The organism is Chryseobacterium sp. CG10_8 (genome assembly GCF_058117085.1).
The window spans coordinates 1-16,195 of the sequence record NZ_JBYVEB010000020.1 but is presented as its reverse complement, the minus strand read 5'-3'; the positions used below and the strand labels follow the sequence as shown (position 1 = coordinate 16,195).

The 16,195-nt window shown below is 34.7% G+C and carries 10 protein-coding genes; 7 read left to right on the top strand and 3 right to left on the bottom strand.

What is annotated here, in order from left to right:
* The first annotated feature begins 169 nt into the window (after positions 1-169).
* The 6 genes from acs (at position 170) to AC4AGG_RS05415 (ending at position 11,332) form a co-directional block, all read left to right on the top strand.
* Positions 170-2,077, top strand: a complete 1,908-nt coding sequence (acs, locus tag AC4AGG_RS05440) for an acetate--CoA ligase (RefSeq protein WP_489770976.1) — start codon at positions 170-172, stop codon at positions 2,075-2,077.
* A 367-nt stretch (positions 2,078-2,444) separates the two neighbouring features.
* A complete protein-coding gene (locus tag AC4AGG_RS05435; protein WP_489770975.1) occupies positions 2,445-4,484 on the top strand; it encodes a tail fiber domain-containing protein in 2,040 nt (679 codons plus the stop codon).
* Positions 4,485-4,698: 214 nt separating this feature from the next.
* Positions 4,699-5,067 (top strand): hypothetical protein, encoded by a 369-nt coding sequence (locus AC4AGG_RS05430; RefSeq protein WP_489770974.1) that lies wholly within the window; start codon positions 4,699-4,701, stop codon positions 5,065-5,067.
* Positions 5,068-5,242: 175 nt separating this feature from the next.
* Positions 5,243-7,435, top strand: a complete 2,193-nt coding sequence (locus AC4AGG_RS05425) for a glycoside hydrolase family 15 protein (protein WP_489770973.1) — start codon at positions 5,243-5,245, stop codon at positions 7,433-7,435.
* A 414-nt stretch (positions 7,436-7,849) separates the two neighbouring features.
* Positions 7,850-8,959: a hypothetical protein gene (locus AC4AGG_RS05420; protein WP_489770972.1), complete on the top strand. Its 1,110-nt coding sequence runs from the start codon at positions 7,850-7,852 to the stop codon at positions 8,957-8,959.
* Between the two features lie 168 nt (positions 8,960-9,127).
* Positions 9,128-11,332 carry a RelA/SpoT family protein gene (locus AC4AGG_RS05415; RefSeq protein WP_489770971.1) on the top strand — a complete coding sequence of 735 codons (2,205 nt, stop codon included), beginning with the start codon at positions 9,128-9,130 and terminating at the stop codon, positions 11,330-11,332.
* On the opposite strand, the gene AC4AGG_RS05410 is transcribed toward AC4AGG_RS05415, so the two are convergent.
* The 3 genes from AC4AGG_RS05410 to AC4AGG_RS05400 all read right to left on the bottom strand — a co-directional run bounded on the left by AC4AGG_RS05410 (position 11,329) and on the right by AC4AGG_RS05400 (position 15,660).
* Complete coding sequence (locus AC4AGG_RS05410; protein WP_489770970.1) at positions 11,329-13,617, bottom strand: hypothetical protein; 2,289 nt, start codon at positions 13,615-13,617, stop codon at positions 11,329-11,331. The two genes, AC4AGG_RS05415 and AC4AGG_RS05410, sit on opposite strands and share 4 nt — an antisense overlap.
* The gene (locus AC4AGG_RS05405) at positions 13,577-14,545 is read right to left on the bottom strand and encodes a hypothetical protein (protein WP_489770969.1); all 969 of its coding nucleotides are present in this window, start codon (positions 14,543-14,545) and stop codon (positions 13,577-13,579) included. Before AC4AGG_RS05405 ends, AC4AGG_RS05410 begins: the two co-directional genes overlap by 41 nt.
* Before the next feature lie 155 nt (positions 14,546-14,700).
* The gene (locus AC4AGG_RS05400) at positions 14,701-15,660 is read right to left on the bottom strand and encodes a YihY/virulence factor BrkB family protein (RefSeq protein ID WP_489770968.1); all 960 of its coding nucleotides are present in this window, start codon (positions 15,658-15,660) and stop codon (positions 14,701-14,703) included.
* A gap of 30 nt (positions 15,661-15,690) precedes the next feature.
* On the opposite strand from AC4AGG_RS05400, the gene AC4AGG_RS05395 reads away from it, so the two are divergent.
* Positions 15,691-16,164, top strand: a complete 474-nt coding sequence (locus AC4AGG_RS05395) for a 23S rRNA (pseudouridine(1915)-N(3))-methyltransferase RlmH (protein ID WP_489770967.1) — start codon at positions 15,691-15,693, stop codon at positions 16,162-16,164.
* Positions 16,165-16,195 lie beyond the last annotated feature (31 nt).

Here is a 16,195-nt window from a genome sequence, read left to right as displayed (position 1 = left end):
AATAAAAAAAATACTGTCATCCTGAGCGAAACGAAGTGGAGTCGAAGGATCTTTATAAAAATAAGAAAGATTCCTCCTCCGTCGGAATGACATAATGCCTTTTTATTTGATAAAATTATAAAATTCAGACATTAAAGAAAATCAATTATACTAGAATAAAATTAATAATATGAGCAACTATCACATCCAAGACCTTCCGAGTTATTTCAAAGACTACAAAAGGTCAATAAAAAATCCAAAAAAATTCTGGGACCAAATTGCGGACGAAAATTTCGTTTGGTACCAACGTTGGAACAAAGTGGTTAGTTTCGATATGGAACAAGCCAAAATTAAGTGGTTTAAAGGTGCAAAACTCAACATTACAAAAAATGCTTTAGACCGACATCTCAGTGAACGTGGCGACAAAACCGCAATTATTTGGGAACCAAATGATCCAAAAGAAGAAGCTCAACATATTTCATACAGAGAACTTCACGAAAGAGTGTGCAAAATGGCAAACGTTCTCACGGAATTAGGCGTTGAAAAAGGCGACCGTGTTTGTATTTACCTTCCAATGATCCCTGAATTGGCTGTAACGATGTTGGCTTGTGCAAAAATGGGTGCGGTTCATTCTGTAATTTTTGCAGGATTTTCAGCGTCTGCTGTTGCTTCAAGAGTTAACGATTGCGAAGCAAAAGTCATTGTAACTTCAGACGGAAGCTACCGCGGAAACAAGGTTTTAGATTTGAAATCTATTATTGATGACGCTGCTTCCAAAACACCTTCTGTAGAGAAAATTTTAGTGGTTAAAAGAACCCACAACGAAATAAAAATGCAGGAAGGAAGAGACTTTTGGTTAGATGATTACTATCCTCAAGCTTCGTCCGATTTTGTAACCAAAATTATGGATGCAGAAGACCCATTGTTCATCCTTTACACCTCTGGTTCTACAGGAAAACCAAAAGGAATGTTGCATACCACTGCAGGTTATATGGTTTACACCGCTTATACATTCAAAAATGTTTTTAATTATAAAGAAAACGATATTTATTGGTGCACCGCAGATATTGGTTGGATTACAGGACATTCTTATATTGTTTATGGACCGCTTTTGAATGGCGCAACTACGGTTATTTTTGAAGGAATCCCAACCTATCCTGAACCTGACCGTTTTTGGGAAGTGATTGAAAAACATAAAGTTACTCAATTCTACACCGCTCCAACAGCAATTCGTTCTTTGGCTAAAGAATCTTACGAATGGGTTGAAAAACATGATTTATCAAGTTTAAGAGTGATTGGTTCTGTAGGTGAGCCGATTAACGATGAAGCTTGGCATTGGTATAACGACCATGTTGGTAAGAAAAAATGTCCAATTGTGGACACTTGGTGGCAAACCGAAACGGGTGGAATTATGATTTCTCCAATTCCATTTGTAACCCCTACAAAACCGACTTATGCAACACTTCCAATGCCGGGAATTCAGCCTGTTTTAATGGATGAGAAGCGAAACGAAATTATGGGCAATCAAGTCGATGGAAATCTTTGTATTCGTTTTCCTTGGCCTGGAATTGCAAGAACGATTTGGGGCGACCATCAACGTTATAAAGAAACCTATTTTACCGCTTTTCCGGGAAAATATTTCACTGGAGACGGCGCTTTAAGAGATGAAGTGGGTTATTACAGAATTACAGGTCGTGTTGATGATGTTATTATTGTTTCTGGTCACAATCTTGGAACGGCCCCAATTGAAGACAGCATCAACTTACACCCTGCTGTTGCTGAATCAGCGATTGTTGGTTATCCTCATGATGTAAAAGGAAACGCTTTGTATGGATACGTTATTTTAAAAGAATCTGGCGAAACCAGAGACCGTGAAAACCTAAGCAAAGAAATCAATCAATTGATTGCGGAAAGTATTGGGCCAATCGCTAAATTGGATAAAATTCAGTTTGTAAGTGGGCTTCCAAAAACCCGTTCAGGAAAAATCATGCGTCGAATTTTAAGAAAAATTGCCGAAGGTGACTTTAGCAATTTTGGAGACACCTCTACCCTTCTAAATCCAGAAATTGTAGATGAAATTAGAGATGGGAAAGTGTAATTTACATTTTTAACCTTTTTCTTAAAATAATAGTAAAACCTTGCTTCGGCAAGGTTTTTTTTATGTATATAAAATTATAAATATCATAATTTATTAATTATTTTAAATGTAAATATTCAAAATATTTAATGCAAAACATAATTTTATCTTAAAAAACAATTGATAAAATTAAATTATTGACATTCAAATTGATAATATTGCAAATAATATATTAATATGACTATATAGTTATACAAAGTAATAAATTTTTAATATACTATAATGCATACTATTGAAAAATAATATTATAAATGAATAATATTTATAATTATAATGGAATTAAAAAAAATCACAATATAGATTAATACCGAACTTAAAATACTTTAAAATGAAGAAAATTTTATCATGTGCATTCTGCTTAGGTTTAGCAAATCTCATTAGCGCGCAAGTGGGAATCAATACAACCACTCCTCTTTCAACGCTTGACATAAGAGGAGTAAACCATAAAGGTCCCCTAAATTCGGCAGATGGACTACTTGTTCCAAGAGTTTCCAACTTATCAGTGAATGGAACTGATGTGGGACAACTGGTGTACTTAATCAATAATGTTACCGGAACAGGAACAACCTCTAACCCACAATTTTCAACTGGATTTCATTATTGGAGCGGATCCCAATGGCTACCTTTCGGAAGTGGTGGTTCTGATGGAGACGCATGGGATGTTTCGGGCGAAAATACAACATCCAATATCGCCCGATCAGGAAGCATCGCTTTAGGTCAAGTGACTTCGCCAGTAGCAAAATTAGATATTGCGACGATTACAAGAACTGGAACCCATACTCCTTCTTCCTCTACACCTTTGTATGTCACAGGAAACATTGGAGCTATATCTAATGGAGTCGAATTTATGCATTCCAACGGAACAGAAGGTATTGGCTTCGGGTATGAAGGGATCTATGCGGCAGGTTCTCTCGATAACCAAAACTTATCCATTCATCCAAAAGGAACAGGAGGGGTAGGAATAGGAGTATCATCGCCTACTGCAATGTTAGACATCAATGGCACAGCAAGAGTCAGAAACATATCAGCAGGAACAGCATCAAATGATGTATTAGTTGTAGACACTTACGGAAACATCAACAAAATAGATCAAACTACACTTAGACCAGACGGAGACGCTTGGGCAGTTGCAGGCGAAAATACTACAGCTGATATAACAAGGACTGGTAATGTCGGAATCGGACAAGTCTCCTCGCCTACTTCTATTTTAGATATAGCATCAGTTGCACGAACAGGAACCCATTCACCATCTTCTTCAACACCATTGTATGTCACAGGTCATTTAGGAGCTGCATCTAACGGCATTGAATTCATGCATACTAACGGTACTTCAGGCATAGGTTTTGGATATGAAGGAATTTACGCAACAGGAACATTAACAGACCGCCCTTTATCTTTGATTCCTAAAGGAAGTAGTGGAGTTGGAATTGGAACTATAACACCCACAGCGATGCTCGATATAAACGGAACAGCAAGAATCAGAAGCATCGCTGTAGGAAACAGTACGAATGACGTTCTTGTTGTAGATGCCAGTGGAAATATCAACAAAATTGATCAAACTACTTTTAAGCCAGACGGAGACGCGTGGGGTATTGCCGGAGAGGATATTGCTTCAGATATTAGCAGAACAGGAAGTGTTAAAATTGGAGCAACAGGGACACCAACTGCAATTTTAGAAGTTCGCGGTCCTGATGATTCAGCAATCGCAAAATTCAAAGGACCAGCTACGAGTTCAGAAGTTATTTTCACCGACCTTAACTCTTCCTCTTGGCCAACAGCTCTTCTTGGATTACAAACTAAGTCCGACGGATTAATGATTGAAGGACCCACAAGTAGTAGTTTAATAGTAAAAATTAGGGAAAACGATGCTTCAGATGGCTTCTATGTAATCAATAATGCCGGTACACAAAATATTTTAGCTGTTAACTCCGGCGGTAAAGTTGGTATCAATAAGACATCTCCTACACAAGCTCTTGACGTCGTGGGTAACATACAAGCTTCAGGAACTATCACCGGAAGTTCTGACGCTCGTTTGAAAAAGAACATTAGCACCATTAAAAATGCAATAGAGAAAATTAAAGCAATCAATGGCGTTAGTTGGGAATGGAAAGACCCTAAAGCGCATGGATCTAATGAGGGACAAATAACTTCAGGTGTTATTGCGCAAGAGGTCGAAGCTGTAATGCCAGAATTGGTCCTCACTGCGAGCGACGCAGCCAAAACTAAATCTGTAAACTACAATGGACTCAACGCCTACCTTATAGAGGCAGTAAAGGAACAGCAGGAAATCATCGAGAAACAAAACCAAAAAATTGAAAGCATATTAAAAGAAATTGAGGCTCTAAAAGCTTATCAAACAAGACCCTAAAATATAAAAAAGATATATTATCACGAAACTCTGCTCATTGATGAGCAGAGTTTTTTTACTACATCAACCTAACTTAGTTAAATAAATAATGATAAAAAAAATCAATCAAATAACTATCAAACGAATATTTTATTAAAAATTTTCTAATTAAAAGTTTTTTATTTAATTTTAACATTCAAGAAACTAAAAACAATAACCAAAAAATCAAAAAAACATGGCAATCTTAACTGGAGTTTTCGCTCCGCACAAAAAAGCTGACACGCTTGAGAACGATTTAATAACCGCAGGCTTTGACGAACGTAGTTTTCTTCTGTACCTTGATGAAGCTTCATCAGATGTGGAAATGGCTAGTATCGAGATCAACGATAATGAAGAAGCGATAAAAGCCGAAGAAATTCTAGTAAAAAATAATGCAGCTAATACATTCTTTTTTACAGATATGAACATGCTTGATGCAATGTCGTACGAAAATATTAAAAAAGGTATTGACATCAAAACACAATCTGAGATCATTGAAGCACCAAATATCGACATCAAAGATTCGGATAGAGGCATCACTAATGCCTCTCCTAAAATGGACTAATATTTATAAAATAACTCCAATTTAATGCCCTACATCAACGTAGGGCTTTTTTTATGTTAAGCTGAAATTTGAACTTAAAATTCAAAAGAAATTAAATTTCAAACATTTTTTATATGAAATTTTAATAGATGCTTGAACTTTAAAAATTGATTATCTTTAAACTAAAATTTCATTAATGAGAAAGTTATTTAGCTTATTGATTTTCAACATAATTACCATTTGCTTCACAGCACAAAATTTTAGAATTCCTAATCAATGGAAAGGTATCAGAAATGATAATGAAGCATACAAGCAAGTCAATTTTGATGATTCTCAATGGAAAAGTGTACGAATTCCAGAGCAAGCTGAAGTCCAGTTTTCCGACCCCAATTTTTCGGGTTTTGCTTGGTACAGAGTTTCATTTGATTTAACTCATAGCTTTCAAAATAGAGATTTGATGATAGATTTGGGTGTTATTGATGATTCTGACGAAACCTACTTCAATGGTGTTTTAATCGGAAAAACTGGAAAATTCCCACCCAATGATGAATCTGCTTGGGACATCAACAGAAAATATAAAATCCCAAAGGAATTGGTTAAAGAACACAATGTTTTAGCCATTAAATTCTATGATGGATTGGGTAATGGTGGATTCTACAAGGGAAATTTAAATATTATGACTTATGAAGATTACCTCAAACAAAAGGCAGATAAGGAAAAGAATAAGCACTCTTACAACTACCTCACTACTTCTAATGGATTGATTTCTGCTGTTTATAATTCAGATTCCGATGAAGTAGAAGCAGTTTATCCTCACATTTTCAAAATGGTGGATTCTCTAACTGAAGTTAAACCCTTTATCACCAACCTAAAAACCAACAGAAAAGACAAACCTATTTCAGTTAAATACAAAGGCAACACCCACGTAATTGAAGTAAAATACAACGATCTAACCATTAATTATTTTGCTTCGTTTTACTATAATAATAATGTTTTTTATGCTGTAACTGAAGGAAATAAAGAAGTTACTGAAAAACTGAAATTTATTTGTAATAATAGAGAGTTTACTCAAATGAAAGTTGATGGTTTTGAATGCTTGTATGATCAACATCCAAATGCAACATTTATGTTTTTTCCAAAAGACACTAATTCAGAAGGTGTGCCTGTTATCAACTTAGCTATCGAAGTCGATTTCATGAGAAACATCATCAACAATGCAAGAATTCCAAAAAATATTTCTGAAAATGAAAGAAATGTAATGGAGCAAGCGGTTTCGGTTTTAAAGATGTCCCAAGTTTCAGATAAGGAAATTTACCCAAAATCGCACGGACAAGTTTTAGCATCACTACGACCAGGAGTTTGGGCAATTTCTTGGGTAAGAGATGGCGCTTACGCTATTGAAGCCATGGCAAAATTGGGAATGTATGATGAAGCCCGAAAAGGGTTAGAATTTATGCTGAAAGCGGATGCTAACCGATTCAAAAATTATATTTTCAGAGATGGAAAAAACTATGGCCCTGAAACGGATTATCAAATTTCTTTAACCCGATATTTTGGAAATGGAACCGAGGAATGCGATTTCAACGAAAATGGTCCCAATATAGAATATGATGATTGGGGATTGTTTTTAACAGCATTCAACACCTATATTAAAGAAAGCAACGACTGGGAATTTTTCCGAAAATATAAAGATTTAATTCAGACCAAAGTTGCCGACCCCATTGTTTTTATTATTCAGAATAATGGACTTTTAAAAAGAGATTCTGGGCCTTGGGAACACCATTTACCAGGTAATCAATATACTTTCACTAATGGCGTTTGTGCCGTTGGATTGGAAAAATGGGCAGAATTATTGAAGCACGAAAATCTACCTTCAGAAAAATATGATTTTGCCTCCAAAACCATAAGCAATGCGATTATGACCATCCTATTGGTGGATAACCGTTTCATTAAAGGAAATGTGAAAGACCAACTTCCAACCGATCATTATTATTATGACGGGGCAACTTTGGAACTATTCGCTAATGGATTTGTTGAAGACAAAAATCTTTTTGTTTCGCACATGCGAGAATATGACCAACAAATAAAGGTTAAAGAAATTTATGGAAAAGACCGAGGTTATATAAGATTCAACAGTTCGGATTCCTATGAAAATCAGGAATGGCCTTTTGCAAATCTTCGAGTGGCTGTGGCTCAGAAAACGTTTGGATTCCCTGAAAAATCAAAGCAATTGATTGATAGAATTACCCAATTTGCTAATGCTAACTATAATGTGATTCCAGAAATTTTAACCAATGACGGTAGCGAGTATAGTGGATCTATCCCGATGGTTGGTTATGGTTCTGGTGCTTACGCCTTAGCTATCATTAAATATTATGAAAACAGGTAGCGCTTTGATAAAAAAAAATCAAAATCTTTACCCCCATTTACTAAACAACCAAGAAGCTTAAAACTGCGATACCTATCAATTGTCATCTACATTTTATTTATAAAAACATGGTAATTTTGCACCAATACTATAGTTAAAATCGAATTTCGTTTTCGCAATAATTATCAAAAATTTTAACTATAATTCATTAAAATTAACATAGGAATAAAATTTTGGCACACCATTTGTTAATGAACCGACGAAAGTTTAGTAAAATTTTCTTCATATTAGTTATTTAGTTTTAATAAAACCTTTTACTTCATGTTTAAGGTTTTTTTTATGATAATTTTCAGGGTTTGAAATTAATAAGTTCGGATAAAATTATTACCTTTACTCAAGAAACTAAAAACCACTTAAAAAAAACACACCACCATTATGAATTTAAGAACTATTCCTTTGCTGGTTTTGCTAACCTGCGCAGTGCCTTTTTTTGCCCAAAAGCAGAAATTAACAAAAGAAGAGCGACGAGAAAGACGTCTGGAAAGAGATTCATTATACATGAGTCAACCCTATCAATATACTTTGCCGATTATGGGCGATAAAGCTCACGCAAAAGGATACAAAATTCCGCTTCCGATAGGGATTATGTTTAATTCCCTGACTATTGACCAGACCATTTATATCGACCGACTTAGTGTGGGATTTGGTAAATTAAGCACGGGTGAAGAACCTGTAATGTACGACTTAGAAAAAATTGTGGCTTTTGACAAAATTAAAGCACAGACGAGTACTTTCAACTTGCGTCTAGACACCTACCTCTTCCCTTTTCTTTCTGTCTACGGAATCATTGGCCAGACAAAAGAGGCAGATATTAATATTGCAATGATAAAGCCATTTCCCGTAAATATCAAGACAGATGTTGCAGGGTGGTATATTGGTTATGGAGCAATGGCTCAAGGGAAAGTTGGACCAATTTTCATGGCTGTAGATGGTAGTCAAAATTACAACCATAATCCAAGGGTAGAAAAACCTGTCATTGTCTCATTGGCAGGCCTTCGAGCTGGACCTATTTTTGAGTTTAAAAATAACAAAAACATGAAACTTATTGTTTGGGTCGGAGCAATGTATAGCAAGTTCAATGGGGAAACTATTGGTACTATTAATACAGTAGACCTCGCTCCTAACGCTTCTCAAAGTGTTGCAAACATGAATGACAATCTTGACTCTTGGTATAATAATCTTTCTAATATAGATCAGATTAAGTACAAATTAATCTATAAAGCTTTAGGAAACGGCTTAACAGGATTGTCGGAAAACATTAATGATACTTATATTGCCTACGATATGAACAAAACAACATCTAGACCTTGGAACATGTTAACAGGTGTGCAGTGGCAAATTAACGACCGCTGGCAAACGAGAGTAGAAGCACAATATTTGGGAGACCGAAGAGCTGGATTATTTTCAATTAATTATCGATTCGGTATCAAAGGAAGAACGTTGTTCTCTAAGAAAGAATTCAACAATTCGTTCATGCTTCAATAAATTAATATCAGGAAGAAATTGACCATTTGTAGGTTCAATTTCTTTCTTCTTATTTTTTTCGATTCAAAATAAAGAAATCCGAGCCATCGGATTTTCTTTTTTATTACTAAAACCTCGCTTGGTAAAGAATTTTTTAATATTTTCGTTTACGCAAAGATTGAGAACGTTATGGCTTACGATTTAGAACAGGAGAACAAAGAGATTCTTGCACGCTACAAAGATTTAATTTCCAATACTTACCGAACGTTAGATGAGGATCAGAACAAGATGATTCGCAAGGCGTTTGATATTGCTTTGGATGCACATAAAGACCAGCGACGCAAAACTGGAGAACCATATATCTATCACCCTATTGAGGTGGCAAAAATTGTCGCTACCGAAATGGGATTAGGAGCCACGTCTATTGCTTGTGCGTTACTTCACGATGTCATCGAAGATTCTGAATATACTTACGAAGATCTCAAGAAAATTTTTGGTCAAAAAATCGCTGATATCGTCAATGGATTGACCAAAATTTCAGTGATGAATCATCAAAACATTTCTATTCAATCAGAAAATTACCGAAAGTTGTTACTTACTCTTTCTGAGGATTTTAGGGTTATTTTGATAAAAATTGCGGATCGACTTCACAACATGCGCACGTTAGAAAGTATGCGACCTGACAAGCAACTGAAGATCGCATCCGAAACTTCATACATCTACGCTCCTCTCGCTCATAGACTTGGACTTTATAATATTAAATCTGAGTTAGAAGACCTCTCCCTCAAATATAATAATCCTGAGGTATATAACGAGATCACGGAAAAACTTGAGCTTGCTAAGGAAAATCGTGAAAAGTATGTAGAGGAATTCAAAAAAGAAGTATCAGAAAAACTAAAAGAAGAAGGTCTTAATTTCACCATCAAAGGTCGAGCAAAAGCAATTTCTTCTATTTATAGAAAAATGCTGAAACAAGGAGTTCCCTTCGAAGAGGTTTTTGATAATTATGCGATTAGAATCATTTATAAATCAGACGCAAAAAACGAAAAATTCCTGGCGTGGAAAATCTATTCGATTGTTACAGACTTGTATCATAGTAATCCTCTAAGAATGCGTGACTGGATTTCACAATCTCGTTCCACTGGATACGAAAGTCTTCACCTTACCGTTTTGGGGCCAGATAAAAAATGGATCGAAGTACAGATACGTTCAGAAAGAATGGACGATATCGCAGAAAAAGGCGTTGCTGCACATTACAAATACAAGGAAGGCTTCAAGCAAACAAGTGATGATAAAAATTTTGAACAATGGGTAACCGAAATTCGAGAATTGCTAGAGCAACAACAGAATCTTTCTGCCACCGAACTTTTGGATAACATCAAGCTTAATTTGTATTCAAAAGAAGTTTTTGTTTTTACGCCCAAAGGAGAAATCAAGATTTTACCTGCTAATTCAACGGCTTTAGATTTTGCATTTTCGGTTCATAGTGATTTAGGAACCAAATGTCTAGGTGCCAAAATCAACGGTAAATTAGTCCCGATTTCTCATGTTCTTCAGAATGGTGACCAAATAGATATTTTGTCTTCGCAGAATCAAAAACCAAAGGCCGATTGGCTTGACTTTGTTGTGACTTCGAAAGCGAAATCAAAAATAAAAAACTACCTTAATTCCGAGAAAAATAATCTAGTACAGGAAGGAAAGGAAATGCTGCAAAGAAAGCTTCGACATGTGAAACTCAATTTCAATGACGAAGAGGTTAACAAAATGCAGAAATTTTTCAATCTCAAATCCTCGCAAGAACTGTTTTTAGCTTTCCAAACAGGAAAATTAGACACTGGGGATTTAAGAAAATATATTGATAGTAAGAATGTATTCAATAGCATTCTTAACAGATTGAGAAAATCCCCTGCGAAGAATCAAAAATTCGAGGAAGTGCAAGAAACTAATCTTGACATGATTATTTTCGGGAAAGATGAGGAAAAATTGACGTACTCCTTCGCCAAATGCTGTAGCGTGATTCCAGGTGATAAAATCTTTGGATTCATTACAATTTCTGACGGTATCAAAGTCCATAATGACAACTGCCCTAACGCCATTAACCTTCGCGCACAGTACGATTACAGGGTTATCCAGGCAAAATGGGTCAATGCGGAAAGCTTTAAAAATCGTGTCAAAATCGAAATCGAAGGTCTTGATCGAATGGGAATGATTAACGACATTACCGCAGTTATCAGTAACGCAATGAGTATTGATATGAAAAGTATGTCGATCTCATCCAATGACGGAGTCTTCACAGGAACGATTAACCTTGAAGTTAAAAACAAAAATCAATTGGAAGAAACCTTCACCAAACTTCGAGCAATCAATGGTGTTTCGAAGGTTAAGAGGCTTTAATTTTTCCTAAAGTACTCTTTGAAGGAATTACAAGAACTCATTAGTTTTTCGTAATCCTTGGGGTATTCTTTTCTCAGTTGCTGATAATAGGGATTTCTACTCAGGATAAATTCGTCATATTCTTCATCTGCAAAATAATATCCATCGGAGGACTCTCGTTGATAGGTGAGATCAAATTTTTTGCAACGTCCTGCCATACGCAAACAAAGAGCTTTGAACTTATTGTCACTAGAATATTTTTTTGATAATAAATAATACTTCAAAGCTAGCTTTCCTGTGTTATATTCAAGATTATCTACATTAAGACTCAACTCCTCATTTATCGACCAGTAATTACGCTTGAGACTCCACGCATTACCGTACTTGGTCATATTATAATAGCAGTTTGCCACAAGAAAATAATAGTAACTTCTATATCTTTCATTGGGGTTTTCAGCTCTTTTGAGATATTCGTCCAACTTCTCAACCACAGATAATTTATTCACCTGAAAATGATCTTCAACCTTTATAAATTCTGGCGTATAATTGAGGGTGGTAAAAGGATTGTCATACAGAATGGTACTTTGCCCACTAGAATTTCTTTCCCAAAAAATACTGCTTGTCTGATAGTAAGTCGTAGGATTTTTCTTCAGTGAAGTAATACTATTTTTTAAATCATTTAATCTTAAATATTTGGTTCCAACAAGAGCTTTTAAAGACTCCAATTGATCACGAATCGGTCCTAATTTCCATTTACTGAATGTATCCTGCTGCCTTTCACATTTATTAATTTCATCGATAAAATCTTCAACTTGCTGAGGTGTATAGGCAACATCAATATAATCATATGCATTGTAAAAAAGATTATAAAAAGTCGCTGGAACGTCCGAAATCCCTTTCCAATAATTTACATTATCATCTCCCTGACTTCTATAAAACATAACAGCTGCATCCGCGAAATTACCATGATATTCCAATATTCTGCCCAATACAAAAAGTAGTTTTCGATCTCTGGTTGACATCAGATAATCTTTACTCGCATTGGGAATAACTGCATGTCCATACTCTTGGTTTTCAAAAAAATTAAGAACTTTAACTTTAGTAATCATCTCACTCAAGGACTTATCTTTACTATACTTTTCCAAAAATCTAATCTCTTCCAAAGAGCCAGTGTAATCTTTGGTCAAGAATTGTAAATAGGCTTTCATCAGTCTCCAAAAATCCGGATTTTCTACCTTGGAAAAATCAATATTTTTAACAAAATTGAGTAATTTACCTTCATAAGTACGATCATTCTTTGCCGTTTCAAAGATGCTTGATGTTGATTTGAAATCATATCTACTAACGGACTCAATACTAGTATAGTAAGGAGTCAATGTCCAATCTTCAACTTTGTTGACCTCCCGTAAAAGCAAAAAATTAATTGACGGATTGTTAGGCTGTAAATCATATATCCTTTTAAGATTATCCAAATTTTTCCCTGGATTGACTACGCTATATAGTAAGTATACAGCAATTTTTTGATCTGCCTTTTTCACATAAGCCATTGTGTTTTCTAGCGGTACATCTTTTAACATATATTGATACATGACAAATCTTTTCTCTGGAACATGAGCAAATACCTGAGCACAGAAATAATTGGCTTTCGATCTGTTTTTCTCAGCAATCGCCATGAAGGACATCGCAAAATAATCAACTACATCCTTAGGATTATTTTCATCAAAAAATCTTGGATACCATTGTTTAATAGCTTCAATATTTCCGTTATAATAAAATAGTCGAAGCGCTAAAAAAGCATATCTTCTTTTGATATCGTTATTATTTGCACTTAATGCTAGTTCCTTAGCTTTTTTTATAAATCCTTCTCGCTCAGAAAGCAACATTGTTTCTCGTCTTTCCCAAGGATCATCTCTATGAGTGTTGAAAAACTCACAATCTTTAGCAAATTTCAAATAGTTAATTGCTTCAAAATCCTGTTGCATATATAGATATCTAATAAAGCCATTGGTAGATTGTTTAGATATTTTATCAACAGAAAATTGATCCATCACTTCTCTTATTTCATTAACATCTACGCTATTGTTACAATACCTTTTCCATTGGACTTCGTTCGAAAAAAAAGGTAATTCATCAGGTGTATTCCTCGAAAAATAATTATTAGAATAATAAAAATCTGAAAATTGCTGATTTCCAATAAGCTCCGGCTTCATAAAGCATAGTCGCAGATCATTTTCGTAGAGATAAAAGCCACAACCAAAAGCTCCACTACTTAGTAAAACGAGTATAAAACTGGCTAATATCTTCATTGCTAAATTGTTTGAGTTGGATCTCGTCCAAACTAAATAAAGTAACGGTAATTTCATTATCTAGTTTTACATATTTTCTAATTAGATCAATCGATTTGTTAATTTTCTCGGTGGTAATTTCTTCATATTTTATCTTGTCTCCTTTCTTCAAGTAATCCGAGTAATTAATCATCGTATCTTTTTCAACTTCGTACCATAACGGTTTTATCTCTTTTAGCATGGGTTTCACTTCTTTGGTATTGTAGATGATGCTTTGAAACTGGTTATTATGATAAACTTGCATCCAAGAATAAATTGGTAATGCAACGTCCAAGCGAAGAGGATACTTGTCTGATCCCTTGAGATACTTTTCTAGTTCTCCCAAATCTAGGATAGAATTTTTTGTATGATTAGTCAAGGGATTAATCAGGTTATAACACATAAGAGTAGCTTTATCTGCTGGCGGAACCCCCATTATCTTAGGATATTTATATGGATAAAGACGAAGCGTCACACTAATTTCATTCTTCGAAATTTCTTTTATTTTTCTTAAAAAGTAGAAATAAGATTCCTTTGTTTTTGCGGTCCAATCACAATCAATCTGAAATTCCTTGATTACTTTCTTTTCAAATTTTTCTGTATGGTATTTTGAAATGAGAAAATTGACATTGTCAGCTAAGCTGTCCATTTCCGCACTCGTTAATTTGAGAAATACATCGTTGCGAATAAAAACCGTTGGAACAATTTCTACTAAGTCCGCAAAGTCCCCATTTCCACTGTAAAGTTGCAGATTAGTTTTTTCTACTGGAATTGCTCCGAAGCCATCCTTGTATTCAACTTCAAAAAACTTCACATAAAGCTTTTTTACATTCTGTGATTTGAGAATTTCGCCTTCTGCTCCATAAATACCATAATCCCCTTTCCAGTAATAAAAAGAAGGGTTAACCATATCAACCTTATTTTCGCAGGAAAGTATAAAGAGGCTACAACATAGTAACCAAAACAATTTTACCATTCTGTGTTAAAATTTTCAATCAAAGATAGCAACAAATTTGATCAAAATTATATTTTTTATTAACAAAATTTTAAGAAATATTAAGAAATTTATTGAGCCGAAAAATCATCTATTTTATTTGACTTTATATTCTTCTTTTCAGGTAGTTGTACCTCACCTTTTCTAATTTTTCGAATGGCAAAATTAAGTTCATTTCCAAGTAAAAGGAGATGCACATTGACATTGACCCAAATCATTAATAAAATCATACTTCCAATAGAACCGTACAAAACGTTGTAACGAGCAAAATTTTGAATAAAGATTGCAAAAAGATAAGTCGTCAAGATAAATAAAACAGTCGTCAAAACAGCACCTGGAATGGCTTGGCGAAATCTGGTTATTTTCACTGTTCCAATCCAATAAAATAACGTTAGCAAAAGAAAGTAAAACAACGGAAAAGAAATGAATCCAATTAATTTGGATAAGTTCTGTACAAACCAAGAAATATCATAGGACGGGGTAAAAAGCTTAAGAACAACCTCCGAATAATACACTCCGAATAACGCTAGTAAGACAATACTAATAAATCCAATCGTAATAAAAAACGAAATGATATACTCTTTGACATTGCTCAGTTTTTCCTCCGAATTTTCGTTGAAGCCGTCTATCACTGCAAAAGTTCCATTGGTCGCAAAAATAAGGGCTACAATTATGGTTAAATTATTTACTCCTGCTGCAGTCGGTATAATATTACTTTCGATGTAGGTACGAACGTCGTTCTCAATAGTACCAGGGAAAATCTTGTGAATTAATACTTCGAAAATGTAAAATTGTAATTTATCGTAATGCGGCAAATAAGGCAAAATTGATAGCAAAAATAAGATAAAGGGAAAAAGCGATAGAACGAAATTCCAAGAAATTGCAGCTGCCTTCCTCCCAATCCTCAATTTAGCCAAACCCTGCCCATAAATCTGAAATAACTTCAAAAAAGAAATTCCCAAAATTGGAACGTTAGTATGGTCTAAAAAATTTCTAAAGCGTACTATTAATTTGGATAGTTTACTTGGCATTAGGTTATCTTTGCAAAACAAATATAGAAAATGAAAATCAATTTATTGTGTATCGGCAAGACGGATGATAAAGAAATCACAAATTTGGTTCAATATTACATCAATCGACTGCCAAAACATTGGAATTTTGACATTATTGAAATTCCGGATATCAAAAATGCTAAAAACCTTAGCTCCGAACTTTTAAAGAAAGAAGAAGCCAAAGCATTCTTCCAACACATCGACAATGGCGACCATGTCATATTATTGGACGAAAAGGGCAAACAATATACAAGCCGAGAATTCTCACAGAAAATCGATACCTGGATGAATCTTTCTATCAAGAAAGTTCATATATTGATTGGAGGAGCATATGGTTTTTCGGAGGAAATTTACCAACGCAGCCAGGAAAAAATGGCATTATCAAAAATGACCTTTACGCACCAAATGGTAAGACTTTTCATCGCAGAACAACTATATCGTGCTGACCAAATCCTTCAAGGCAAGCCGTATCATAATGATTAAAATAATTGAATTAGGCATATAAAAGATATTG